The 23,875-nt window shown below is 75.5% G+C and carries 21 protein-coding genes and 1 pseudogene; 4 read left to right on the forward strand and 18 right to left on the reverse strand.

Translation table 11 applies throughout. From position 1 onward, the window contains the following. Positions 1-25: 25 nt before the first annotated feature. The 4 genes from GA0070564_RS08445 to GA0070564_RS08460 form a co-directional block, all read right to left on the reverse strand. Positions 26-490, reverse strand: coding sequence for a protein-tyrosine phosphatase family protein (locus tag GA0070564_RS08445; protein WP_091605315.1), 465 nt, complete (start codon positions 488-490; stop codon positions 26-28). Positions 491-660: 170 nt separating this feature from the next. After that, a complete protein-coding gene (locus GA0070564_RS08450; protein WP_091605319.1) occupies positions 661-1,347 on the reverse strand; it encodes a hypothetical protein in 687 nt (228 codons plus the stop codon). Between the two features lie 13 nt (positions 1,348-1,360). Further along, complete coding sequence (locus GA0070564_RS08455) at positions 1,361-3,139, reverse strand: DUF4012 domain-containing protein (RefSeq protein ID WP_245669870.1); 1,779 nt, start codon at positions 3,137-3,139, stop codon at positions 1,361-1,363. Between the two features lie 100 nt (positions 3,140-3,239). Next, positions 3,240-4,493, reverse strand: a complete 1,254-nt coding sequence (locus tag GA0070564_RS08460; protein ID WP_091605328.1) for a glycosyltransferase family 4 protein — start codon at positions 4,491-4,493, stop codon at positions 3,240-3,242. Between the two features lie 141 nt (positions 4,494-4,634). On the opposite strand from GA0070564_RS08460, the gene GA0070564_RS08465 reads away from it, so the two are divergent. Then, positions 4,635-5,189, forward strand: coding sequence for an arsenate reductase/protein-tyrosine-phosphatase family protein (locus tag GA0070564_RS08465; protein WP_091605332.1), 555 nt, complete (start codon positions 4,635-4,637; stop codon positions 5,187-5,189). Here the strand turns inward: GA0070564_RS08465 and GA0070564_RS08470 are convergent. Then, entirely contained in the window at positions 5,170-6,633 is a 1,464-nt protein-coding gene (locus GA0070564_RS08470; protein WP_091605337.1) for a tyrosine-protein kinase domain-containing protein, read from the reverse strand. The genes GA0070564_RS08465 and GA0070564_RS08470 overlap by 20 nt on opposite strands. A 188-nt stretch (positions 6,634-6,821) precedes the next feature. Here GA0070564_RS08470 and GA0070564_RS08475 point away from each other — a divergent pair, with 188 nt between their 5' ends. Both GA0070564_RS08475 and GA0070564_RS08480 read left to right on the forward strand, forming a co-directional pair. Continuing rightward, complete coding sequence (locus tag GA0070564_RS08475) at positions 6,822-8,675, forward strand: nucleoside-diphosphate sugar epimerase/dehydratase (protein WP_091605339.1); 1,854 nt, start codon at positions 6,822-6,824, stop codon at positions 8,673-8,675. 36 nt (positions 8,676-8,711) lie between these two features. After that, positions 8,712-9,235: pseudogene (locus tag GA0070564_RS08480) on the forward strand (Na+/H+ antiporter NhaA); the annotation flags it as partial. A gap of 52 nt (positions 9,236-9,287) precedes the next feature. On the opposite strand, the gene GA0070564_RS30315 reads toward GA0070564_RS08480, so the two are convergent. The 10 genes from GA0070564_RS30315 to GA0070564_RS08530 form a co-directional block, all read right to left on the reverse strand. After that, positions 9,288-9,491, reverse strand: coding sequence for a hypothetical protein (locus tag GA0070564_RS30315; RefSeq protein ID WP_091606960.1), 204 nt, complete (start codon positions 9,489-9,491; stop codon positions 9,288-9,290). Beyond that, a complete protein-coding gene (locus GA0070564_RS29245) occupies positions 9,488-9,799 on the reverse strand; it encodes a hypothetical protein (RefSeq protein ID WP_176730605.1) in 312 nt (103 codons plus the stop codon). Before GA0070564_RS29245 ends, GA0070564_RS30315 begins: the two co-directional genes overlap by 4 nt. Beyond that, positions 9,796-10,158 (reverse strand): DUF1622 domain-containing protein, encoded by a 363-nt coding sequence (locus GA0070564_RS08495; RefSeq protein WP_088971733.1) that lies wholly within the window; start codon positions 10,156-10,158, stop codon positions 9,796-9,798. The genes GA0070564_RS29245 and GA0070564_RS08495 overlap by 4 nt, the downstream gene beginning before the upstream one ends. Positions 10,159-10,197: 39 nt before the next feature. Then, positions 10,198-10,785, reverse strand: coding sequence for a TMEM165/GDT1 family protein (locus GA0070564_RS08500; RefSeq protein WP_091605342.1), 588 nt, complete (start codon positions 10,783-10,785; stop codon positions 10,198-10,200). Between the two features lie 259 nt (positions 10,786-11,044). Next, positions 11,045-12,010: an L-histidine N(alpha)-methyltransferase gene (egtD, locus tag GA0070564_RS08505; protein ID WP_091605346.1), complete on the reverse strand. Its 966-nt coding sequence runs from the start codon at positions 12,008-12,010 to the stop codon at positions 11,045-11,047. An 82-nt stretch (positions 12,011-12,092) separates the two neighbouring features. Then, positions 12,093-12,890, reverse strand: coding sequence for an ergothioneine biosynthesis protein EgtC (gene egtC / locus GA0070564_RS08510; RefSeq protein ID WP_091605349.1), 798 nt, complete (start codon positions 12,888-12,890; stop codon positions 12,093-12,095). 34 nt (positions 12,891-12,924) lie between these two features. Beyond that, positions 12,925-14,256 (reverse strand): ergothioneine biosynthesis protein EgtB, encoded by a 1,332-nt coding sequence (gene egtB / locus GA0070564_RS08515; RefSeq protein ID WP_091605352.1) that lies wholly within the window; start codon positions 14,254-14,256, stop codon positions 12,925-12,927. Beyond that, positions 14,253-15,485: an ergothioneine biosynthesis glutamate--cysteine ligase EgtA gene (gene egtA / locus GA0070564_RS08520; protein WP_091605356.1), complete on the reverse strand. Its 1,233-nt coding sequence runs from the start codon at positions 15,483-15,485 to the stop codon at positions 14,253-14,255. The genes egtB and egtA overlap by 4 nt, the downstream gene beginning before the upstream one ends. A 182-nt stretch (positions 15,486-15,667) precedes the next feature. After that, positions 15,668-16,579, reverse strand: coding sequence for a hypothetical protein (locus GA0070564_RS08525; protein WP_091605360.1), 912 nt, complete (start codon positions 16,577-16,579; stop codon positions 15,668-15,670). A gap of 16 nt (positions 16,580-16,595) precedes the next feature. Further along, positions 16,596-17,234 carry an RNA polymerase sigma factor gene (locus GA0070564_RS08530; RefSeq protein WP_091605363.1) on the reverse strand — a complete coding sequence of 213 codons (639 nt, stop codon included), beginning with the start codon at positions 17,232-17,234 and terminating at the stop codon, positions 16,596-16,598. Between the two features lie 538 nt (positions 17,235-17,772). Between GA0070564_RS08530 and GA0070564_RS08535 the strand changes: the two genes are divergently transcribed. Beyond that, positions 17,773-19,215, forward strand: coding sequence for a serine/threonine-protein kinase (locus GA0070564_RS08535; RefSeq protein ID WP_091605366.1), 1,443 nt, complete (start codon positions 17,773-17,775; stop codon positions 19,213-19,215). Between the two features lie 31 nt (positions 19,216-19,246). On the opposite strand, the gene GA0070564_RS08540 is transcribed toward GA0070564_RS08535, so the two are convergent. The 3 genes from GA0070564_RS08540 to GA0070564_RS08550 all read right to left on the reverse strand — a co-directional run bounded on the left by GA0070564_RS08540 (position 19,247) and on the right by GA0070564_RS08550 (position 23,841). Beyond that, complete coding sequence (locus tag GA0070564_RS08540) at positions 19,247-21,817, reverse strand: FtsX-like permease family protein (protein ID WP_342672534.1); 2,571 nt, start codon at positions 21,815-21,817, stop codon at positions 19,247-19,249. Between the two features lie 162 nt (positions 21,818-21,979). Further along, entirely contained in the window at positions 21,980-22,645 is a 666-nt protein-coding gene (locus GA0070564_RS08545; protein ID WP_091605370.1) for a response regulator, read from the reverse strand. After that, entirely contained in the window at positions 22,642-23,841 is a 1,200-nt protein-coding gene (locus GA0070564_RS08550; RefSeq protein ID WP_091605374.1) for a sensor histidine kinase, read from the reverse strand. The genes GA0070564_RS08545 and GA0070564_RS08550 overlap by 4 nt, the downstream gene beginning before the upstream one ends. Positions 23,842-23,875 lie beyond the last annotated feature (34 nt).

A 23,875-nucleotide genomic window follows, 5' to 3' on the forward strand; every position in this document is an offset into this window, starting at 1 on the left:
TCCGGCATCAGGTTGACAGCCGCCGTCAACCCGCCGGCCCCGCCGCGTTCGGCGGCGGCAGCTCGGTTGCCGGACGGCGCAGGGAGCGCAGCCAGCGCCGCTGCCACGGGGTCTCGATGGCCCGGCGGTGGTAGTTGGCACGCGTCCAGGTCACCGCCCGGTCCACCGGCAGCCCGTCCAGCACGGCCAGCGCGGCCAGCGCCGTCCCAGTCCGGCCGATGCCGCCCCGACAGGCCACCTCGACCCGCTCCCCCGCGTACGCCCGGCGCAGCGCCTCACCCAGCGCGTCCAGCGCGTCGGCCCGGTCCAGCGGTATCCAGAAGTCGGGCCACCGTACCCGCCGCCACGCCCACTCGGGCACCGGCCCGTCGACGAGGAGCAGGGTGAAGTCGGCCGGTGACGCCGGCGCCCGGGCGGGCCGGCCGCGTACCCGCGCCCCGCTGGGCAACACCACCACACCGGTACGGTCCGACCAGGAGGCGACAGCCATTCCGGCATCCTGCCCGCCGATCCGCCCGATGTCCCGCACCGCCGGGCCGCGGGGCGTGTCGGCAGCGGCGGACCCGCCATCCGCTGCGACACACGGGCGGGCGCCCGCCGGATCTCGAGGATCCGACGGGCGCCCACCTGTTTCCAGGGAAGGAAAACGTTCGGTCGTGCTCAGCCGTCCAGCCGACGGCGCCGCCAGGCCAGGGTCAGCAGCACCATGACCGCCCCGGCGCCGACCAGGCCGCCACCGAGCTTCATCGGCGTGCCGAGGCTGGCGCCGGTGACCGGCAGCCGGTGGTGCGGCGGCCTGGTGGCGGGCGGGCCGGCGATGACGGTCAGCGTCGCCTGGGCGGTCCGCCCGGACGTCCGGCCGGTCGCGGTGAAGGTGTAGACGCCCGGACGGGTCGCCCGGTAGGAGGTGACGAAGTCGTCGAAGGCGTCGGCCCGCACGGTGAAGTGCAGGACCGGTGGCGCCCCACCGCCGCTGTAGCTGGGGGCGGGGTTCGGCGCCGCGGCGTACGCCACGGCGGCCATCGCAACCGTGCTGCCGTCAGCGCGCCGGGCGGTCACCGCGGCGGGCGCGGCGATCGGCAGCCCGGTGATGGTGACGTCGATGTCGACGAGCTCGTTCGGCAGGAAGCCGGTGCCGTTCAGCGTGACCAGCTGACCCGGGGTGGTGGTCGTCGGATCCACCGTCAGGGTGGTGACCGGCGGGTAGTCCGGCGGTGGTTGGGTCACGCTCGCCGACGGTGTCGGATCCGGCAGCGGTTGCGGCTGCGCCGCTCCTGCCGCCACCGGCACGGCGGCCACCAGGGCCAAGCCGGCCGCGAGCGCCATGATGATGCGGTTTCGCCGCATGATGGGTTCCCTCCTACTGTGCACAGCTTGGTGCGGTGACAACTTGGGTGGTCCATGGGGTGGCGGTGGGGGTGAGTCGTAGCGCCGCACTGTCCGCCGGGTTCTTGCCGGTGAGCAGGCCGACGTCGAGGGTCCGGGTCCGCCCGGGCCGTACCTCGACGGTGGCGAGGGCGACCTGGCGTGGCCCGTCGAAGCCGCCGCCGAGCCCGAGCGTCCGGCCGTCGAGCCGGCCGTCGAGCACGGAGCCGCCGGCCGGGCTGTAGACGGAGACGAGGGTGCGGATGGTGTACGGGTCGCCGGCCAGTCCGAGTCCGAGTACCGACTTGCTGAGCCCGGACGAGGGGGCGACGGAGTGGAGCGTGAAGCGCAGGCGCAGCTCGCGTCGGCCGTCGGCGCGGCAGGCCCCGACCGTGAGCGTCGCTCCCGGACGCAGGTAGTAGCCGAGCTTCGCGCCGCTGCCGTCGTTGAGGAAGATCCCGACGGTCGGCACGGCGTCCTTCAGCGGAAGGGCTCCGGTCAACCGGCTGTCGTCCAGCATCTTCTGCTCCTCAGATCGGGCACTCCAGAACAGTAACCTCCCTTCCGTGATCGATCGGTCAAAAGCCGACAAAAGCACTCGGGGATCTACATTTCTGGTGAACAGGGCGTTGAACACCGCGGCGGCGGAGGCGGCGAAGTAGCCGTCCTGCTGTTCGTCGTCGAGGTCCCGGTACGCGTCGCTGAGCAACGTCCGGACCGCCCCGTCGCCGGTGAGCGCGGGCCCACCGGCGACGGTGACCGGGCCGATCGCCGTGAGCAGGTACGACAGCACCACCGGGTCGACCGCCAGCACCCCGTCGACCGTCGAGCCGCCGCGCCGCCGGTACATCTCCCGGTAGAGGGCGGCCGCCGTCGGGAAGTGCGGGGTGAGGTTGACGTCGGCCGGATACATGCCCGGCAGGTCGCTCCAGAGCGCCCGAGCCTGCTTCGGGACCGGCAGCGGCGGCACGAACCGGCCGATCTTCACGCTGGTGCCCTGCTCGACCATGCGGATCCGGCCGTCCTCGGCCCGGACCACGGCGTACGCGCCGATCATGCCGCCGGTCGCCCGCAACTCGGCCGGGTTCTGCGACAGCAGCAGATAGCTTCGCGGCCCGTCGGCGCCGAGCAGCGGCGGCAGCAGCTTCGCGCCCCGCTCGGCGGCGCCGGTCAGCCCCGCCAACCGGTCCATCTCGGTGCGCAACGCGGCGAGCGCCACCCGGATCTGGCTGACCAGACTCTCCTGCGGCACGGCGGCCAGCCGTGACCGGACCTCCTGGACCACCCGGTCGGCCGCGGTGAGCTCACCCGACACGGCGGTCAGCCGGTCCAGGTCCAGCCGTCCGCCGCGGGGCACCAGCGACGCCAGGTCCGTGCGCAGCAGGCTGGGAAACGCGCCCCGAGCCAACTCGTCGACGGCGACCGCGATCTGGCGTACGGCGCTGAGGTCGTCACCGGCCCAGGGGGCGCGCTCGCCGAGCCGCCAGCCGGGGTCCCCGGTCGCCGAGCGGGCCTTGGCGGACTGCTCCTGGAGGGCCGCCAGGGTGCGCTGCGCCCGGTCGACGTCGCCGGAGATCACGTCGGCGCTGAGCTCGCGGGCCAGCCCCGCCGCGTTCACCAGGTGCGCCCGGGCCTGCCAGCCACGGAAGGCGACCCAGCCGACGCCGAGCAGCACCAGCGAGCCGACGACCAGGGACCCGAGCAGGGCCCGACGGATCTTCGCCCTCCTGCGCCGCCGCGACCGCCGGCGATCCGACACACCCTTCTCGGTCACACCACACTCCACTCCGAAACGGACACACGCCATCGAACGCGTCTTCCGCGATGAACAACGATCGTCGACCGCGATCCGGACGGACCGCCGCCGAAATCCCCTATCCGAGGGCGCTGGGCTCCGCCGCGGCGGTGCCCCGGGCCGGGTGGCCGGCCTCCTGCAACATCCGCTCGATCCGGTCCACCCCGGCCCGCAACGACATCTCCCGCAGGTACGCCTCCCGGCCGCGCCGGCCCATCTCGGTCCGCGCCTCGGCCGGGATGGTGGAGGCCAGCCAGAAGCGGTCCGCCAGCGCCGCCCAGTCCTCCGGCCCGCAGGACAGGCCCGCGCGGGCCCGTTCCACCAGCTCCACGGTGTCCCCGCCGGCCGACGCGACCACCGGCGCCGCGCAGCAGAGGGCGGCCTGGAGCTTGCCGGGCACGCTCCCGCGCAGCTCCGGCAGGTCCCGCAGCATCACCAGCTGATAGTCCGCCGCCGCGTAGAGATCCGGCATCTCCAGCGCGGAGCGCCGCTCGACGAAGCGCACGTTGTCGGCCCGGAGCTGGTCGGCGAGCCCCCGCACCCGCCGCTCCTCCCCGCCCGAGCCGACCAGCACCAGGTCCATCCGGTCGCCGAGCGCCGCCGCGGCGCGTACCGCGGTCTCCAGGCCCTGACGCCGGCCGATGGTGCCGGCGTGCATCACCACGGTGCGGTCGCCCCGGCGGACCAGGTCCCGCGCCGCCCGGGACGGCTCCGTCGGGCGGAAGATCCGCTCGTCGGTCCAGTTGAGCACCAGCTTCACCCGGGCCGGGTCGGCGCCGGCGGCCGTCACCAGCTCCCCCATCGCCGGCGCGGCGACCGCGATCGCGTCGGCCTCCCGGTAGACCCGGGACATCGTCGCGCCCATCCGCCCCGCCCAGCGGCGCTGCTCGGCGGGCCGGGCGGCCTCGTCCTCGTCCGCCCAGACGTCCTGCACGTGCAGCACGGTCGGCACCCGGCCCAGCAACCGCAGCAGGGCGGCGGTGGCGAAGGTGGTGGGCGGAAGCTGGAAGACGTACAAGGCGTCGATGTCGGCGAAGTACCGCCGGCCGGCCACCGCGACACTACCGGCGAAGGAGAGGTACGCGGCCATCCGGGAGCCGGCCGAGCCGTCGCCGCGGGCGTACCGGGGCACCCGGCGGACGGTGAGCCGCTCGCTGTGCGTCTGGTGCCGCCAACGCTGCCGCCAGCCCGGATAGACGTGACCGCCGGGATAGTCCGGAAAGCCGGTGAGCACCCGCACCTCGTGGCCGCGGGCGGCCAACTCCTCGGCGAGGCTCCCCGGGACGAACGCCGGCTCCGGCGGGAAGTGGTACGACAGGACACCGATCTTCATCGGGCGCCTCCGGATCGGTCCGGCGCGGCGGGGCCCGGTCCCGCCGGTGCGTCGGCATAGGATCTGGTCCGCCCCTCACCGGCCGGCCGACCCGCGCCGGCCGGCGCAGCCGTCACCCCGACGCCGTCGGAAGGGGCCTCCGTGGCCGACCGCATCCTCTTCGTCTGCCATGCCAACCTGTGCCGGTCCCCGATGGCCGAGTACCTGGCCGCGAAGCTGATGGAGAAGCTTCCGGTCGAGGTCGCCAGCGCCGGCACCGCCGCCGAGGACGGCCGGGCGATGCATCCGTACGCCGCGCAGGTCGCCGCCGGGACCGGAACCGACCCGGCGGGCTTCCGCAGCCGCCGGCTGCGACCCGAGCACCTCCTCGACGCCGGGCTGGTGCTCACCGCGAGCCGGCGGCAGCGCTCCCTGTGCGTCTCGCTGGCTCCCGCCGCGCTGCACCGCACCTTCACCCTGCACCAGTTCGCCCGTCTCGCCGAGGCCGCCGGGCGACCGGCCGGCGCGGACGGCGGCGTGCTGCGCACGGCGGTGCAGGCCGCCGCCCGCTGCCGGGGGCGGCTGCAACCCGCCGCCCCCGGCGCCGACGACCTCTTCGACCCGATCGGCGGCACCGCCGAGGACTTCCGGCGCTGCGCCCGGCAGATCGAGCGCGCCGTACTGCCGGTCGCGGCGCTCATCGAGGCAACCGGGTGAGCTGCTGGGTCTCGTCGTGGACGGGACCGCCGCGGGCGTGCGCCCCGGCGGTCGCGGACCGGGCGCCGTCCACCGGGACGGCACCCCCCTGCGGCGGCACCAGCACCTTGTAGCTCTCGTAGCCGTACGCGTCGGCCTTGGCCATCTTCGCCATGTTCAGGACGCAGCCGAGCAGCCGGACGGAGACCGACTGCAACGACTGGGCGGCCGCGGCCACGTGCGTGCGGTCGGTGCGCCCGTGCTGGCTGACCAGCAGCGCGCCGTCGGCCTGCACGGCGACCACCACGCCGTCGGTGACCGTGCGCAGCGGCGCGGTGTCGATGACCACGATGTCGGCCGACTGGCGCAGCACCACCAGCAGGTCGGCCATCGCCTTGGAACCGAGCAGCTCGCTGGGGTTGGGCGGGGTCGAGCCGCTGGGCAGCACCAGCAGGGACTTGTCCCCCCAGCGCTGCACGACGTCGCCGACCTGCACGTCGCCGAGGAGCACGTCGGTCAGGCCGACCCCGGACTCCAGGCCGAGGTAGTCGGCGACCTTCGGCCGGCGCAGGTCGGCGTCGACCAGCGCCACCCGCCAGCCCGCCTCGGCCAGCGCGATGGCCAGGTTGCAGGAGAGCGTGGTCTTCCCCTCCCCCTGGAGCGCGCTGGTCACCGCGATCACCCGGGCCGGCTCGTGGACGTCGACGAAGCGCAGGTTGGTACGCAGCTTGCGGACCGCCTCCGCGCGCGCCGAGTTGGCCGCGTCCCCGATGATCAGCGGCGCCGAGCGGGCGCTGCTGTCGAAGGGGATCTCGCCCAGCAGCGGGCTGCCGGTCACCCGTTGCAGGGTCAGCGAGTCGCGCAGGCGGGTGTCGAGGCGGGTACGCAGCACCGCCAGCGCCAGGCCGGCGAGCAGCCCGGCCAGTGCCCCGAGGGTCAGGTTGCGGACCGGGTTCGGCGACACCGGCGTCGAGCCGACCCGGGGACCGCTGATCACCTCGACCTTGATCGTCGCCCCGCCGCCGTCGGGGGGCGTCTCGACCTGCTTGACCAGGCTCACGAACTCGGCGGAGACGGCCTCGGTGAGCTTGAGGGCGCGGGCGGCCTCGGTGTCGGTGACGGTGGCCCGCAGCAGCACCGTGTCCGGCACGGAGGCGGCGGTGATCCGGCTCTGGACCTGGTCGGCGGTGAGCCCGAGCGGGGTCCTCGCCACGACGGTCTGCGCCAGGCGGTCGCTGCGCAGCAGGTCGACGTAGGACTTGACGCGCTGCTGCATCAGGAAGTTGCCCTGGTACGCCTCGCCGACCCCCTTGCTGGACGTGGTGACGAAGAACGTCGCCGAGGCTTCGTACCGGGGCACGCTGCGCACGGTGACGAGGGCGGAAGCGCCGAGGGCGACCATCACCGTGACCACCACGACCCACCAGTTGCGGCGAATCAGGCGCAGGCTGCTGCGTACGTCCATCAGGCCGCCCTCCCCTCGGAACGGACAACACCGCTGAGCTGCACGAAAAACCCCCTAGTAGCGACACTCGTCGTGTAAGGATGAAAACCCCCACAGGACGCTAGACGAGCACGAACCGAATGTAGACGATTTAGAACTCAAATTGCCGCAAACCCCCTCAGGCGGCTACCCGCAACCAGAGGGAGCCCATGAACCCCGCATCGCCCACCTCGACGAACCCGGCCACACCCATGGCGAACCACCGGCGCGTCCGGGCCCTGTCTCTGTTAACGCTGGACGCCGCCGCCTGGTGCGCGGGTTTTCTGGCCGCCGCCACCACCCGGTACGAATTCGACCTCACCGAGCGGATCAGCGCGCTCGTCCTGGGCGCCGCCCTCGCCTGCGCGGCCGTGCACGCCGGCCTCAACCGGGTCCGCCTCGTGCTGTGGGGGCGGCACCCCCTGGGCAGCGCCGGAGACGTCCGGGACCTGGCCGCCGCCGGCGCGGTGACCATCGCCCTCGCGCTGGCGGTGCTGCTGCCGGTGCACTCCCGGCCGATCCCGGCCAGCACGCCGCTGGTCGGCGGCGCGATCGCCCTGCTGCTGATGATGGGCAGCCGGGCGACCTTCCGGTTCCACCGTGAGCAGCGGGCGCAGGCCGTCCCCTCCACCTCGCGGGCCCTGGTCTACGGCGTCGACGGCACCAGCGAGCGGCTGCTCCGCGTGCTGCTCGACGACCCCGCCGGCCGGTACCGCCCGGTCGGCCTCCTCGACGACGACCGCGAGCACCGGAACATGCGGCTCGCCGGAGTCCGGGTGCTCGGCGGTCGCGAGCAGCTCGCCGACGCCGTCCGGGCCACCGGCGCGGACACCGTCATCCTCGCCACCGGGCACGCCGACCCGGAGCTGGTGCGGGACGTCCGCGGGCGCACGCTGCAGGCCGGGGCGGCCTTCAAGGTGCTCCCCCCGGTGCACGAGCTGCTCGACCGCCCGGTGGCGGTGACCGACGTACGCGATGTGCAGATCACCGACCTGCTCGGCCGCGCCCAGCGGGTCGCCGAACTGGCGGTGGACCGCAACGGGCTGGCCGGGCGGCGGGTGCTGGTCACCGGCGCGGGCGGCTCCATCGGCTCCGAGCTGTGCCGGCAGATCGCCCGCTGCGACCCCGGCGAGCTGATGATGCTCGACCGGGACGAGTCCGCGCTGCACGCCCTGCAGATGTCGCTGGACGGCCGGGCGATGCTGGACGGGCCGGAGCTGATCCTGGCCGACATCCGGGACCGGGACGGGATCGCCCGGGTGATCGCCGACCGGCAGCCGGACGTGGTCTTCCACGCCGCCGCGCTGAAGCACCTCACCCTCCTGCAGCGCCACCCCGGTGAGGCGGTCAAGACCAACCTGCTGGGCACCCTGAACGTGCTCGACGCGTGCCGGGACGTGGCCGAGTTCGTGAACATCTCCACCGACAAGGCGGCCGACCCGGTCAGCGTGCTCGGCTACTCCAAGCGGCTCACCGAGCGGCTCACCGCCCACTACGCCGAGCGGTTCGGCGGGGCGTACCTGAGCGTCCGGTTCGGCAACGTGCTGGCCAGCCGGGGCTCGGTGCTCACCGCGTTCGAGGCCCAGCTGCGCGCCGGACTGCCGATCACCGTCACCCACCCGGACGTCACCCGGTACTTCATGACCGTGCAGGAGGCGGTGCAGCTGGTGCTCCAGGCCGCCTCGATCGGCCGGGGCGGGGAGGCGCTGGTGCTGGACATGGGCGAGCCGGTCCGAATCGCCGACGTGGCGCGGCGGCTCGCCGACGAGGCGCCGGGCGGCGCCGAGATCGTCTTCACCGGGCTGCGCCCCGGCGAGAAGCTGCACGAGGACCTCTTCGGCGCCGACGAGGTCGACAGCCGCCCGCTGCACCCGCTGATCTCGCACGTGCGGGTGCCGGCGCTGCGCCCGGAGGAGGTTCGCGCGCTGGACCCGTACGGCGACGCGGCGGAGCTGGTGAAGCGGATGGAGGCGCTCTGCACCCACCGGTCCGCGATCCGGGAGGCGCTGCCGACCCCCCGGTGAGGCCCAGGTCGCAGCTCGTCGACTCGGCGGTGCCGGGGCAGCGGCCCCGGCCTGGCCGAGCACCTGGAACACCGCTGGCGGCCGGTCTCCGCCGGCTTCGCGGTGCCCGTCTTCGCCTTCTTCGCCGCCGGCGTGTCCCTGCGCGAAGCCGACCTCGGGGCGGTGCTCACCGACCCGATCGTGCTCGGCATCGCGGCCGGTCTGGTGCTGGGCAAGGCGATCGGGATCTTCGGCTCGACCTACCTGCTGGCCCGCTTCACCCGCGCCGAACTCGACGAGGACATCAGCTGGACGGAGCTGGTCGGGGTGGCGTTGCTGGCCGGCATCGGGTTCACCGTGTCCCTGCTGATCGGGGAGCTGGCGTTCGGGGTGGGCAGTGCCGCGGACGAACGGGTCAAGCTCGCCGTACTGGCGGGGTCGGTCACCGCAGCCGTGCTGGCCTCGATCGTGCTGGTCCGGCGGAACAGGGTCTACCGGCGGATCGCCGAGCTGGAGGCCCGCGACGCCGACGGCGACGGGGTGCCGGCGTCTACCAGGAGCGGCCCGGCCGGGAGGCCTGAGCCGCCGTCGGGGAGGTCCGGTGGCGCGTCGACCGCGCCACCGGACCTGCGGTCACCGGCGGTGCTGCCCGGCGCGCTGCTCGCGCTCCTCCTCGGTGTCGCCGAGCGCGTCGGTCAGCGGTTCGGTGAGGTCGTCGCCGGGGACGGCCACGGCCTCGGCCCGGTCCTGCTCGTCCGGGCGTCCGCCGGGCGGCGGCTCGGGGGCGGTGGCACCACCGGCGAAGCCGTACTCGTTGGGCTCGTCATGCTTGCTCATGCGGTGATCCTCCCGCTTTCTCCCGGTTCGCGGAGCACTGTCCAACCGTGATCGTTCCCGCCTCCGGAGCGCCGAAACAACGGCGCCCGTGGCCCGGCCGCCAGCACGGACCAGAGCACCCGGCGCAGCCCGATGATCGCCGCCGCGCCGGCCAGCTCGGTCCAGCCCTGGTCGACGCCGAGGCGCAGCAGACCGGCGGCGGTCAGCAGGTCCAGCAGCACCCGCAGCGCGGTCCGCCAGGATCCGGTGCCGATCAACACCGCCAGCCCGGAGACCAGCCCCGCCGCGGCGACCAGCGCCGCGATCACGGCGGCGGCCCGGGCCGGCCCACCTGCTGCTGCTCCTGGGCGATCTCCCGGCGCAGGAAGAAGTTGAGCGCCGTCCGGATGGTGGCGATCGCGGCCAGCTTGGCGATCTGGTCGAAGGTCGGCGAGACCGCCGTACGCAGGATGTCCGCGGCGAGCTGGAACTCCAGGCCCAGGGTGAGGAACCGGCCCAGCGACAACCGGATCGGGGTGAACACGGCGGCGTCGCGGCGCCGCAGCCCGTCGACGACGAACCGCAGCGCCGCCCAGACCGCACCGACGAAGATGATCACTGCGCCGGCGATCTCCACCACGGCGACCACGACCTGGTCGCCCTGGTGCAGCAGCTCCTCCAGCCTCACCCGCAGGCGTTACCCGTCCCCGGGGCCGGTAGTCGGCGCTCAGGTCAGCTCGCGCACCGCCTCCAGGATCAGCCACAGGCCGCTGATCGCGAAGAGCACCGCGGCGCCGTACTTGATGGCCTTCTCCGGCAGCTTCTTGCCGAGCAGCCGGCCCACCAGGATGGCCAGCGCGTCCGCGGCGACCATGCCGACCGTCGAGCCGAGCCAGGTGCCGAACCAGCCGTACTTGGTGGCCAGGGTGATGGTGGCCAGCATGGTCTTGTCACCCAGCTCGGCCAGGAAGAACGCCACCCCGACCGCGATGATCGCGGACTTGCTGGACTGCTCGGCCTTGCGCCGTTCGGCCTCGGTCAGCTCGTCCCCGCGCAGGGTCCAGGCGCCGAAGGCGAGGAACGCAAGACCGGCGATGAGCGAGATCCAGCCGGTAGGCAGGGTGGCGCCGAGGCCGTAGCCGATGCCGACCGAGACCAGGTGCACCACCGCGGTGGCGACGGTGATGCCGATCAGAACGGTGACCGGCTTGTAGCGCGTGGCGAAGGCCAGCGCCATCAGCTGGGACTTGTCGCCCAGTTCGGCGACGAAGATGACGCCGAAGCTGACGACCAGCGCGACGAGGAAACCTTCCATGACAACCTTCCCGATCCGAGCCGGGACAAGGTACGGGGCGCCCTCGACCCGGCTGCGTGTGCACAGCCTGAGTCGAAGGTCTCGCCCGCCCCACCGCCGGTGGGGCCGCGTGGCCGGACGCGGAACGCGTCAGCATGTCGACCACGACATTGGGGGCTACTCCCCTTCGCGCCGACCAGCCTAGCCGACCCACCCCGGATCGGCCGGCCGGGGTGAACGGGCTCACCGCCGGCCGACCGCCACCCGGGCCGGGCGGGGCTCAGTCCGCGCGGGCCAGGCTCACCCCGAACAGGCCACCCGGGTCGGTCCAGAAGTGTTCGGTGACGAAGCCCGACGCCGCCAGCTCCGCCCGGATCCGCTCGGGCCGGAACTTCGCCGAGATCTCCGTACGCAGCTCCTCCCCCGCGGCGAACTCCACGTCCAGGTCCAGCACGCGTACCCGCATCGGCCGGCGGGCCCGCAGCCGCATCTCGATCCACTCCTGCTCCGGGTCCCACGCCGCCACGTGGTCGAACGCCTCCGGGTCGAAGTCCGCGCCCAGCTCGCGGTTGATCACCCGCAGCACGTTGCGGTTGAAGTCCGCCGTCACCCCGGCCGCGTCGTCGTACGCCGGCACGATCACCGCCGGGTCCTTCACCAGGTCGGTGCCGATCAGCAGCCAGTCACCGGCCTCCAGGGCGGCGCGCATGGCGGTGAGGAACTCGACCCGCTCGATCGGCAGCAGGTTGCCGATCGTGCCGCCGAGGAAGGCGACCAGCCGCCGCCCACCGGTCGGCAGCCGGTCCAGCTGCCGGGTGAAGTCGCCGACGATGCCGCGGACCCGCAACTGCGGATAGTCGGTGGCGATCTGCGCCGTGGACTGGCGCAGCGCGCTGACCGAGACGTCCAGCGGGACGAAGGTGCCCAGGCCGCCGCGCCGGGTGAAGGCGTCCAGCAGCAGCCGGGTCTTCTCCGACGAGCCCGAACCGAGCTCGATCAGGGTCTTCGCACCGGTGCAGTCGGCGATCTCACCGGCCCGCTCGGCCAGCACCGCCCGCTCGGCCCGGGTCGGGTAGTACTCCGGCAGCCGGGTGATCTCCTCGAACAGCTCGCTGCCCCGGGCGTCGTAGAACCACTTCGGTGGCAGCCACTTGGGTCGGGCGGTCAGCCCGGCCCGGACGTCCTCCCGCAGGCTCCGCCCGATGTCCTGCTCCTCCAGGTAGATCTCCAGTGGCTCCGCGCTCATCAGCCGTCCCTTCGCCTCGATGCGTGTCTGCCTGTTGCGGTACCGCGAACCGGGCCGGTGGGGTGCCGCCGCCGGCCGGAGGTCATGCGCCCACCAGGGCGCTCAGCCGGACGCCGGACGTGGTGGCCACCACCAGCCGCCCGTCCGGCACCGGACGCCAGGCCGGGTCGTCGTCGCAGGGCTCGGAGGCCACCAGGACCGAGTCCGCGGTGGCGAGCACCGACAGGGCGTGCCCGGCCACGCTGGCCACCACCGTGCTGCCGTCGGTGAGCAGCAGGTTGAGCCGCGAACCGGGGGCGACCCCGGTCACCGCCGCGACGGTCCCGGCGACCGCATCCGCCAGCTCGGCGCCGGCCCGCAGCCGGTGCCGGACCAAGGCCCAGAGCAGCGCCGAGTCGGTCGGCGCGTCGAGGGTGAGCAGGTCGCGCACCGGCAGCTCGGCGGCGAGCCCGGCCACCGAGTCCGGCCAGCCCCGGACCACCCCGTTGTGGCTGAACAGCCAGCGGCCGTCGGCGAACGGCGCCGCGGCGGTGGCCACCACCGGCATCCCCACGGTGGCCGACCGGACGGCGGCCAGCACCGCGCCGCTGCTGGTCGCCGCCGCCAGCTCCGGCAGCGTCGGGTCGCTCCAGATCGGCGTGTCCCGCCGGTAGCGCACCGGCGTGCCGCCGCCGCGCGCCGGCTCGCCCCCGCCGTCGCGTCGCTGCCCCGGCGCCGGGTCGCGGGGATACCAGCCGACCCCGAACCCGTCGGCGTTGACCGTCCCGCCGCCGCGCATGTCGCGCGGCGCCCAGGACTGGCGCAGCAGCGAGTACGGCGGGTCGAGCAGCAGGGTGCGCAGGGCGACCGGCGGCCCGAGGTACGCCAGGTGCCGGCACATCAGCGGCCCGCCCCCGACCCCGGGTGGCCGGCCGTCACCCGCGGGCCTCCTCGGCGGTGGCGTCCCGGGCGCAGCGGAAGCCGCTGAAGATCTGCCGCCGGATCGGGTAGTCCCAGTTGCGGAAGGTGCCCCGGCAGGCGGACCGGTCGGTGCCGAACGAGCCGCCGCGCAGCACCCGGTGGTCGTCGCCGAAGAAGACCTCGGAGTACTCCCGGTACGGGAAGGCGGTGAAGCCGGGATGCCCGCGGAAGGTCGTCGAGGTCCACTCCCACACGTCGCCGACGAGCTGGTGCACCCCGAGCGGCGAGGCGCCGGCCGGGTACGCGCCCACCGGCGCCGGCCACAGGTGCCGCTGGTCCAGGTTGGCGTGGGCGGAGGTGGGATCCTCGTCGCCCCACGGGTAGCGGCGGGACCGACCGGTGGCCGGATCCCAGCGGGCCGCCTTCTCCCACTCGGCCTCGGTCGGCAGCCGCCGGCCCGCCCAGGCCGCGTACGCCTGCGCCTCGTGGAAGCAGACGTGCACCACCGGCTCGTCGTCGCGCACCGCCGACCAGCGGCCGAAGCGCCGGTACGCCCAGCCGTCGCCGTCGCGCCGCCAGTGCATCGGCGCGGTCAGGTCCGCCTCGACCCGGTGCCGCCACCCCTCGGTGCTCCACCAGCGCGGGTCGTCGTACCCGCCCTCGGCGATGAACCGCCGGTAGTCCCCGTTGGTCACCGGGGCGGCGTCGATGACGTACGCGGGCAGCTCGACGGTGTGCGCCGGGCGCTCGTTGTCCAGCGCCCACGGGTCGGTCGAGGTGCCCATGGTGAACGGCCCGGCCGGCACCAGCACCTCGCCGGCCACCCGCGCGGTCGGCTCGGGCGGCGGTGGGGCGTGCAGGACCGGCGGCCCGGAGCGCAGCTGGTGGGTGGCGAGCATGGTCTCGTCGTGCTGCTGCTCGTGCTGCACGATCATCCCGAACGCGAACCCGTCCTCGACCAGCTTCCGGTCGGTGAACCGGGCGGCGTCGAGCAGGTCGTACACCTTGTCCCGGACCTGCGCCACGTACGCCCGCGCCTCGGCCGGCGGGAGCAGCGGCAGGGACGGGCGGTCCTTGCGGGGCTGTTTGAAGGCGTCGTAGAGGTCGTCGATGTCCTGGCGGACCGGTGGACGCCGGCCGACGTCCCGGACCAGCCAGAGCTCCTCCTGGTTGCCCACGTGGGCGAGGTCCCAGACCAGCGGCGACATCAGCGGTGAGTGCTGCCGCACCAGGTCCGCGTCGTCCACCGCGTCGGTCAGCAGGGCGGTCCGCTCCCGGGTACGCCCCAGCTCCGTCGCGATCCGGCCGCGCAGCCGCTCGGCCTCCGGTTGGTCGGTGATGGTCACCGCAGTCCCCTCTCCGCGGCGGCGAGCCGCCGCCGGATCCCTCGGCTGGTCTCCTCGTGCACGTCGGCGGGCAGGTGCAGTCTCGGCAGCGCGGACAGCGCCAGCTCGAACAGCGCCGCGGCGGCCCGGGCCAGCGGCGGGTCGGACAGCCCGTAGCGGGCGGCGGCGTGCCACCGGTCGCCGACCGGACCGGCGGCGTCGAGAGCCGCGGCGACCGTGCCGGGCTCGGCGAACAGCGCCGTCAGCACCGCGAGGGGGATCCGCCAGTCCCGGTCGGGCTGGGCGTCGAGGTAGCGGATCTCCAGGTAGCCGCGGGGGCGTACCGGTGGGAACAGGGTGCTGACGTGGTAGTCCAGGTCGTCGGTGGTGGGTGGCCGGGGCAGCGCGCCGTCGATCCAGTCGGCGAAGGTCACCCCGGCCGGCGGGGTCCAGTCGGGGCCGGCGCCCCGCACGCACAGCAGCGGCGCGGCCAGCACGTACTCCGTCCAGGCGGCGACGGGATCCCGGTCGGCGCGGTGCGGTGACCAGACCGGCCGGGTCCGGGCCGGGTCGATGGCCAGCCAGGCGGCCATCCGGGCCGACGCCCATCCGGTCCGGCGGCCGGCGTGCCGGTCGGCGGTGGCGAACGCGGCGAGCAGCGGCGGGCCGACCGCGTGCACCGCCGCCCACCGGACCGGCAGCTCCGCCGCCTCCCCCGCGTCGAGGCAGACCTGGAGGCCGGCGGTGCTGTACATCATGGTGCGGCCGGCCGGGCCGCGGCGGTCGAACACGCATCGCATGGCCCGGTAGCGGGGAGTCTCGACCACCGGCCGCGGGACCCGCCAGGGGTCGATGCCGGTGCCGCCGAGGACCAGTCCGGCCGCATCCAGCAGGCCGGTCAACTGGTCGATGTCCCCCTCGGTGGCGCTGATCAGCGCGGCGACCGAGGGTCGCGGTGGGGTGGAGATCTCCACCTGCCCGCCGGGCTCCACCGTCACGGCCCCGCCGTGGGCCAGTGGCTCCGCCGGACTGCCACCGTCGAGCGTGGTCGGGCTGTGCCGCCCCAGCGCCCGGCGGAGCCGGTCCCGATCCACCGGGCGCGCCGGGTCGGCGGCGTCGTGCACGGTCCATTCCAGTTCCACGCCGGTGTGCACCGGCGGCCCGGTCTTGAAGCAGATCCGGGCGAGGTGACTGGCGGCGGTGTCCGCCTCCCGCAGGACGGGCCGGTCCAGCTCGGGCATCGTCACCAACGGTCCGGCTCCTCCCCCGCGCTGGGTCCGCCTCTGCCGTCGGGCGCCACCCATCGTCGCCGGGGGCGGTGTCCGCGGTCTCACCATCTTCTGTCTAGCAGACGAATTTCGCCGGCCGGGCTGGACGGGTTTTTGTCCGGGTCGGTCGGCCGGGGTGGCCCGGCCCGTCGGCCCGCGCGGGCTCAGTCGGTGCGGCGGGCGGTCGGCTGGGCGCCGGCGGTGGACTCCGGCCCGGCGGGACGGGTGGCGGGGGCGGACGCCGCGCGGGTGGCCCGGGCCGACGGGCCGGTGGCCGGCTTCGACCGGTGCGGGGAGGCGCCCGGGGCGGGTGCGGTGCGGTGCGGTGTGCCACCGGGCGCCGGCGAGGTGCGGTCCGGCCCCGGGGTGCCGTCCCCGCCGGAGGGCGGGACCATCTGCCGGCAGTACCCGTCGACCCGCTCGGCGCCGCCGGCCGCCTCGACCAGGGGCCGGAACCCCGGGGTGCGCAGCACGGTGACCCGCTGCCCGGCCGGCTTGGCCAGGTAGGCCCGGCACAGGCCGGAGACCTGGGCCGGGGTGGGTCGGACACCGCCACCGGGCGCTCCCGGCGTCGGGCCGGCGCCCGGCGTGGGAGTGGGCGTGGGGGTACCGGAACCAGGTCCGGATCCGGTGCCGGTGCCGGGCCCGGTGCCGGGCCTGGTGCCGGTGCCGGTGGGCGAGGACCCGCCGGTCGGGCCGGGGCCGGCCCCGGAGGTGCCCGGCCGGGGTGTCGGGTCGTCCTGCCGATCCAGGGTCACGGCCGCGAACGCCGCGCCGGCTGTCGCGGTGGCGGCGACCCCGGCGATCCAGGCCAACGCGCCGGTGGTCAGCCGCCGGCCGGTCGTCCGCGTCGGCGCGGGCGCCGGTGCGGCCCGGGCCGCGCGGAAGGCGGCCAGCGCCTGCTCCTCCCCGGCCAGTTCCCCCGGACGCGGGGGTGCCGCGGCGGCGGCGAGCAGCCGGGCCAGCGGGTCGGCGGGCGTCGCCGGGCGCGGGGTCGCCGCACCGTCGAGCAGCCGCTCGCTCTCGTCGCGGTCGACGGGTCGGTCGGACCGGTCGGGCCGACGCGGAAAGATCATCCGGAATCCCCTCACCTCAGCCGTCCGCCGGTTCGGCCCGCGAGGTGTCGGGCGCCTGCCGGCCCCGGCCGCTGCGCGGCCGAGGGGGCGCCCCCTCGGCCGTGGCGGGCGGTGGGGACTGGTCGTGTCGTTCCATCATCGCGGCGAGCCGGCGCAGGCCACGGTGGGCGGCGGTGCGCACGGCCCCGGGTCGGCGGCCCAGCACCCGGCCGGCGGTCTGGGCGTCCAGCCCGATGACCGCGCGCAGCAGCACCGCCTCGGCCTCCCGCGGGGGCAGGGTGGCGATCATGGCCAGCGCCGACTCGGTGCCGATCGTCTCGCCGGCCCGCTCCTCGGTGTCGGCGTCCCCGGCCAGCTCACTGAGCGCCTGCACCGGCACCGGCAGCGAGGGGCGCCGGCGCTGGCGGCGCAGATGGTCCATCGCCCGGTTGCGGGCGATGGTCACCGTCCAGGCGCGGAACTCGCCCCCGGCGAAGGTCGGCAGGTCGCGGGAGATCTGCAACCACGCCTCCGAGGCGACGTCCTCGGCATCCACGCCGACCAGCGCGGTCAGGTAGCGCAGCAGGCCCGGCTGGAGACTGCGGTAGAGGAAGCGGAACGCCTCCTCGTCCCCGGCCTGAGCGGCGGTGACGGCCTCGTTCAGCTCACCGGTCATGGAGCCGCCGTCCCGGCCGTGACGCGGCGGTCCGGTCCGACGCCGTGCGCCACCGGACGCACGGTCCCGGTTCCCAGCACCACCTTCAGCCCCCCGCTGACCTGATCACCCCCGACGTCGTCCGCCCGGGCGACAGGTGCGTCGCCCGGCACCGGGCACGGCCGGCGTCGGGCACGGCGTACCGGAGCCGTGGGGTCGGCCCGAGCCGCGCTAACGGTAGGAGCGCACGCGGACGGGAACAAGCCACCGCAACGCCAGCCGGGAGTGACATATCTCAACTTGCGCGTACGGGGTGTCGCCGTAACGAACGATGGTCCGTTGACGCTCCGTCGCGTACGCCCCCCGGACCGGCTCAGTCGGAATGACCGTTGTGCCTGCGCAACGGCCCCCTTGATCGATTTGCGTTACCACTCGCCTGCACGCGGTGACAGACTAGCCGTGGCGTCAAGGGGCGCCGGAAACCGTCCGGTCCCGCCCGTCGGCCCGTCACCGAGACGCTGGCACATCCTTTTCGCCGACGCTGGGTACCGTAGTCCCCGTGTTGTCTTCGGGAGTCGTGCTCAGCGGTCGGTACCGCCTGGACGAACGTGTCGCCACCGGCGGCATGGGTGACGTCTGGCGCGCCACCGACCAGGTGCTCGGGCGCCAGGTCGCCGTAAAGGTCCTGCTCCCGGCGCTGGTGTCCGACCCCGACTTCATCGCCCGCTTCCGGGCCGAGGCCCGGATCATGGCGGCGCTGCGCAACCCCGGCATCGTGCAGGTCTTCGACAGCGGCGAGGACCAGCTCCCCGACGGCGCCCGGGCCGACTACCTGGTCATGGAGTTCGTCGAGGGCGAGCCGCTGTCCCGGCGGATCGAGGCCGCCGGCCGGCTCGGCGTGGCCGAGACCATGTCGGTGGTGGCCCAGGCTGCGCAGGCGTTGCACGCCGCGCACGCCGGCGGGATCGTGCACCGGGACGTCAAGCCGAGCAACCTGCTGGTGCAGGAGGACGGCACCGTCGTCCTGGTCGACTTCGGCGTCGCCCGGTCGACCAACGTCACCAGCATCACCAGCACCAACGCGGTACCTGGCACCGCGCTCTACATGGCGCCCGAGCAGGCCTCCGGCCGTCCCGTCTCGGGCGCGACGGACATCTACGCCCTCGGCGCGGTGGCCTTCTGCTGCCTGACCGGCGGCCCGCCCTTCACCGGGGAGAACCCGCTCCAGGTCGCCGTGCGGCACCTGGACGACGAGCCGCCGCCGCTGCCGGACGAGATCCCGGCGCCGGTGCGGGACCTGGTGACCCGGGCCCTCGCCAAGGATCCCGCCGATCGCTTCGCCACCGGCGCCGCGATGGCCGAGGCCGCCCGGGCCGCCGTGGGCGACCCGTCCGCGCCGACCACCGTGGCGGCGGTTCCGCTGCGCGGGGCCACCGGCACCACCCGCGACGACATTCCGGCCGTCCCGGCCGGCGCCACCGTGGCGGGCCCGGCGAACCGTCGACTCCGGCGCGGCCCGCTGGTCGGGGCGGTGGCCGCGGTGGTGCTCGCCATGGCGAGCCTCGCCGCCGCGCTGAGCGCCATGAATCCGCCCGACGGCGAGAAGGCGGTTGACATCCGGAGCACGACGCCCGCGACGGCGCCCAGCGGCGAACCGGCCCCACCCCGGCAGGGCGGCGGCGGGAACGCCGAGGACGAGGTGGTCCAGCCGATCGGCCGGCCGGGCGGCGGCGGCTACAACCGGCCCACCGGGGCCACCAGCGGATCGCCCCGACCCACGACGTCCACCAGCGCCTCGCCCTCGCCGAGCGCGTCCAGCGCGCCGGCGACGCCGTCCCCCACCACCACGACCAGCGCCCCGGAGCCGACCGTCACCAGCACCTCCCCGGCCGCCCCGGTCGACCCGGTGCCGACCACGACCGAGCCGACCGTCACCACCGAGCCGGTGCCGACCGACCCGCCGGCGCCGACCGACCCGCCGGTCGAGCCGCCGACCGGCTGACCCGGTCCGCCGGGCCGGGCCGGGCCGGGGTTCACTCCGCGCCGAGCGCGGCCACCACCGGTCGGGCCAGCGCCCGCCGGGCGGGCAGCACCGAGGCGGCCACGGCCGCCAGGAGCGCCGCACCGACCAGCAGCCCCAACCGACCCCACGGCAGGGTCAGCGTGAAGCCGCCGGCGATCCGGGCCAGCGCGCCCATCGCGGCGCCGGCCACCAGCCCGCCCAGCGCGACGCCGAGCAGCGCCCCGGCCGCCGCCGTCAGCGCCGCCTCCAAAACCAGCAGGAGGCGCAGCCGGCTCCGGCTCAGCCCCACCGCCCGCAGCACGGCGTGCTCGCGGGCCCGTTCCAGCACCGACAGGCCGAGGGTGTTGGCCACCCCGACCAGCGCGATCACCACGGCCAGGCCGAGCAGCACCGTGACCAGCCCGAGCAGCATGTCGACGGTGCCGGTGAGCATCCGCTTGTAGGCCGCCCGGTCCAGCAGGTTGACCGTCGGGTACGCCCGCAGCACCTGCTCGATCGCCGCCCGCGCCCGGTACGCCGGCACGCCGGCCGCCGGCTGCACCTCGGTCAGGAAGCCGCGCTCGGTGGGAAACAGGGCCGCGAAGTCGGCGTCCGGCAGCTCCACGACGTGACCGGCGCGGACCCCGCGCATGCCGCCGAGCGAATCACCGTCGGCCACCACCGCCGCCACCTCGAACCGCCGACCGGCGACGCCCACCGACGACCCGTCCGTCCACCCCCGTTCCCGGGCCAGTTCCCGGTGCACCAGCACCCGCCCGGGCCTCAGGTCGGTCCGGCTGCCCTCGATCACCGCACCGGCCGACCGGGCGACCAGCGCCGGGTGGACGGCGCGGACCTCGACGCCGTCGACGACCCGGCTGCGCTGCTCGTGCACCACGCCCAGCTCGGGGCGGGCGGCCAACGCGGCGGTGACCCCGGCGGGCAGGTCGCTGCCGATCCCGGTGACCAGGTAGTCGACCCCGATCCGGGAATCCACGGCACGCTCGATGCTCGCCTTGACGCTGGCCGCACCGACGACGAACGCCGACACCAGGGCCACCCCGACGACCAGCGCGCCGGCGGTGGCGGCGGTGCGCCGCGGGTTGCGTACCGCGTCGGCCACGGCGAGCGTCGCGGTGGCGCCCAGCAGGGACCGCAGCGGCAGGGCGCAGAGCCGCACCAGGGCGGGCACCAGCAGCGGGCCGTACAGCACGACGCCCAGGAAGGTGAGGATCCCGCCGGCCGCGACGAGGAGGACCTGCCCGAGGGCGACCGCCGCCGCGAGCGCTCCGCCACCGGCGGCGAGGACGACCGCGCCCGCCACCAGCCGGACGCGGCCGGGACGGCGGGCGGGGGCGAGCGCTCCGTCGGTGAGCGCGGCCACCGGCGGCACCCGGCTGCCCTGCCAGGCCGGCAGCGCCGCCGCCACCAGGGTGGTCACCGTTCCCACGGACAGGCACGCCAGCACCGTCGACGGCCGCACCGCGACGGCCCCGCCCGACCCGGCGGGCAGGTCGAGCGCCGCGCCGACCCACCGAAGGACGACCGCCAGCCCGACCCCGGCCAGCACCCCGAGCGCCGAGGAGAGCAGCCCCAGCACCCCGGCCTCCAGCAGCGCCGCCCGGAACAGCTGGCCCCGACCGGCGCCCACCACCCGCAGCAGGGCGGTGCGCCGGGTCCGCTGGGCCAGCACGATGGTGAAGGTGTTGGCGATGACGAAGGCGGCCACCACCACCGCCACGGCGGCGAAGGCCAGCAGCACCATGGAGAACTGGCGTACGTCCCGGACGGCCTCCGCCACCGCGGCGTCGAGGATCTGCTGGCGGGTCCGGACGGTGCCCGCCGCGCCCACCGCGTCGGCCACCCGGGCGGTCAGGGCGGCGGTGGGCGTACCCGGCGCGGCGGCCACCAGGATCCGGCCGTAGCCGGCCGCCCCGGTGGCCGCCAGGGCATCGGCGCCGACCAGGCCGATGAACGGACCACCGACGTCGCGGACGCTGCCGGCCACGTCGACCGTGCCGACCAGGGTGTACGCCCGGGCCGCGCCGCCACCCCCGCCGACCCGGACCGGGGCGCCGAGCCGGAACCCCTGCCGGGCCACCGTCGGCGCGTCGAGCACCACCTCCCCCGGGCGACCGGGCAACCGGCCGGCCACCACGTCGTACGAGCGCAGGGCCGGTTCGGTGGGCACGGCGACGAGCAGCGCGTAGCCGAGCACCGGCCGCCCGTCGGCGCCGAGCAGGCCGCCCTGGGCGGTCAGCTCCCCCGCCGCGGCGGCCACCCCGGGCACCGCCCGCACCCGGTCCAGCAGCGCCGGTGGCAGGGCGGTGGTCCCGGCGTACACCCCGAGGTCGGTGTGCCGGTCGAAGGCGCCGGCCCGGGCGTACGCCCCGGCGCGCATCCCGTCGGTGACCATCAGCGTGCCGGCCAGGAAGGCGACGCCGAGCACGACGGCGAGCGCGCAGAGCGCCGACCGGGACGCCTCGGCCCGCAGCGTGCGCAGGGTGACCCGGAGCAGGCCGGTCGGCGGCGCGACGCGGCCCCGACGGCCCGGGCGCGCGGGCGACCCCGGGGCGGCGGGCGGGGCTGGTGGAACGGACATCGGTCGACCCCCGTGCGGTCGGTGACAGGACGTCTCCGACGCTAGGGACGCCCGCACCGACGCCGCGTCCGTCCGCCGGGGCGGGCCGACTCCGCCCCGGGTCGCCCCCGACCGGGCCGTCCCCTACGCCCCAGGTCGTAGGGCGGCTCGGCGTAGGGCGGCTCAGCCGCCCGGGACCACCAGTCCGCTCTCGTACGCCAGCACCACCACCTGCACCCGGTCGCGCAGCCGCAGCTTGGCCAGGATCCGCCCGACGTGGGTCTTCACCGTCGCCTCGGCGACGTGCACCCGGGCGGCGATCTCCGCGTTGGACAGGCCCTCCGCCACCAGCAGCAGCACCTCCCGTTCCCGGTCGGTGAGCAGGGCCAGCCGCGGGTCCTCGGCCGGCCCCGGGCCGAGCTGGCCGGCGAACCGGTCGAGCAGGCGGCGGGTGATCGGCGGCGCGACGACCGAGTCGCCGGCGGCGACCACCCGGATCGCGGCGAGCAGCTCCTCCGGCGGCACGTTCTTGAGCAGGAAGCCGCTCGCCCCGGCCCGCAGCGCGGCGAAGGCGTCCGCCTCGGTGTCGAAGGTGGTGAGCACCAGCACCCGCGGCGGGCCGGCCGGCCGGTCGAGGCAGATCCGCCGGGTCGCCTCCACCCCGTCCATGGTGGGCATGCGCACGTCCATCACCACCAGGTCGGGGCGGGTCCGCTCGACCACCCGCAGCGCGTCGGCGCCGTCGATCGCCTCGCCGACCACCTCCAGGTCGGGTTGGGAGTCCAGCACCATCCGGAAGCCGGCCCGGACCAGCGCCTGGTCGTCCGCGATCACGATCCGTACCGTCATGCCGGGGTCCCCTCCGTGCCGGGCGCCGCCGGGAGCGGCAGCCGCGCCTCCACCCGCCAACCGCCGCCGGGGTGCGGACCGACGGCCAGGCTGCCGTCGTACACCCCGACCCGCTCGCGCATGCCCACCAGGCCGTGCCCGCCGGGCGGCGTGGGCCGCTCCGGTCGGCGGCCCCGGCCGTCGTCGACCACCCGGACCACCACGGCCCGGTCCTCGCGGGCCAGGTCGACCGCGACGGCGGCCCCGGCCCCGGCGTGCTTGAGCGCGTTGGTCAACGCCTCCTGCACCACCCGGTACACGGTCAGTTCCAGCCCGGGTGGCAGGGCCGGCTCGGCGGGGGCCGTGTACGTGGTCCGCAGCCCGGCGGCGCGGAAGCGGTCCAGCAGTGCGGGCAGCTCGGCGACCGCCGCCCGGCGGTGCGTCGGCTCGGGGACCACCTCGGCGACGTCCGGGTCCGGCTCGCGCAGCACGCCGACCAGGCGGCGCATCTCCCCCAACGCCTGCCGGCCGGTGTCGGCGACCACCCGGACGGCCTCGCGGGCCCGCTCCGGGTCCCGGTCGAAGGTGTAGCGGGCGCCGTCGGCCTGGGCGATCATCACGGCCATGCTGTGCGCCACCACGTCGTGCAGCTCCCGGGCGATCCGGGCGCGTTCCCCGGCCACCGCCGCGCGGGCCTCGGCCTCCCGCTCACGTTCCAGGGTGGCGGCCCGTTCCTCCAGGCTGCGCACGTAGAGCCGGCGGGTACGCACGTTGACCGCGGCCAGCCACACTCCCCCGGTGACCAGGCCGAACCAGATCGCGCTGATCCACCACACGGCCGGGCTGACCGCTGTGCTGGCGGCCAGCAGCACCCCGACGGCGGCCACCGCGCCGGCGATCACCCCGTCGCGCAGCCGGTCGGCGTAGGTGACGACGCTGTAGAGCGCGATCAGCACGGCGACGTCGTAGGCGAGCGGCCCCCAACCGGCGAGCACCTGGACCAGGGCGAGCAGCCCGACCACCACGGCCACCGCCGACGGGTGGGAACGGCGCAACAGCACCGCCACCGCCATCGCCGCGCCGACCAGCGTCGCCACCCAGCCGCCCGGCTGCGCGGCCGCCCCGGCGACGGCGAAGAGCACCACCAGCGCGCTCACGGCGACGTCGAAGGCGACGGAGCGCAACGGGCGGCCGAGGACGGTGCGGTTCACGGTCACCCAGCGTACGGGCCGGACCGGTGTCGATGCTGCC

It is taken from the genome of Micromonospora mirobrigensis (assembly GCF_900091555.1).
Lineage (GTDB): Bacteria > Actinomycetota > Actinomycetes > Mycobacteriales > Micromonosporaceae > Micromonospora > Micromonospora mirobrigensis.

What these genes read in the sequence shown, in the direction of transcription:
- GA0070564_RS08445 (WP_091605315.1), bottom strand. Translation starts at nt 490, where the DNA reads ATGGCTGTCGCCTCCTGGTCGGACCGTACCGGTGTGGTGGTGTTGCCC.
- GA0070564_RS08450 (WP_091605319.1), bottom strand. Translation starts at nt 1,347, where the DNA reads ATGCGGCGAAACCGCATCATCATGGCGCTCGCGGCCGGCTTGGCCCTG.
- GA0070564_RS08460 (WP_091605328.1), bottom strand. Translation starts at nt 4,493, where the DNA reads ATGAAGATCGGTGTCCTGTCGTACCACTTCCCGCCGGAGCCGGCGTTC.
- GA0070564_RS08470 (WP_091605337.1), bottom strand. Translation starts at nt 6,633, where the DNA reads ATGGACGTACGCAGCAGCCTGCGCCTGATTCGCCGCAACTGGTGGGTC.
- GA0070564_RS08475 (WP_091605339.1), top strand. Translation starts at nt 6,822, where the DNA reads ATGAACCCCGCATCGCCCACCTCGACGAACCCGGCCACACCCATGGCG.
- GA0070564_RS30315 (WP_091606960.1), bottom strand. Translation starts at nt 9,491, where the DNA reads ATGAGCAAGCATGACGAGCCCAACGAGTACGGCTTCGCCGGTGGTGCC.
- GA0070564_RS08500 (WP_091605342.1), bottom strand. Translation starts at nt 10,785, where the DNA reads ATGGAAGGTTTCCTCGTCGCGCTGGTCGTCAGCTTCGGCGTCATCTTC.
- egtD (WP_091605346.1), bottom strand. Translation starts at nt 12,010, where the DNA reads ATGAGCGCGGAGCCACTGGAGATCTACCTGGAGGAGCAGGACATCGGG.
- egtC (WP_091605349.1), bottom strand. Translation starts at nt 12,890, where the DNA reads ATGTGCCGGCACCTGGCGTACCTCGGGCCGCCGGTCGCCCTGCGCACC.
- GA0070564_RS08525 (WP_091605360.1), bottom strand. Translation starts at nt 16,579, where the DNA reads ATGATCTTTCCGCGTCGGCCCGACCGGTCCGACCGACCCGTCGACCGC.
- GA0070564_RS08530 (WP_091605363.1), bottom strand. Translation starts at nt 17,234, where the DNA reads ATGACCGGTGAGCTGAACGAGGCCGTCACCGCCGCTCAGGCCGGGGAC.
- GA0070564_RS08540 (WP_342672534.1), bottom strand. Translation starts at nt 21,817, where the DNA reads ATGTCCGTTCCACCAGCCCCGCCCGCCGCCCCGGGGTCGCCCGCGCGC.
- GA0070564_RS08545 (WP_091605370.1), bottom strand. Translation starts at nt 22,645, where the DNA reads ATGACGGTACGGATCGTGATCGCGGACGACCAGGCGCTGGTCCGGGCC.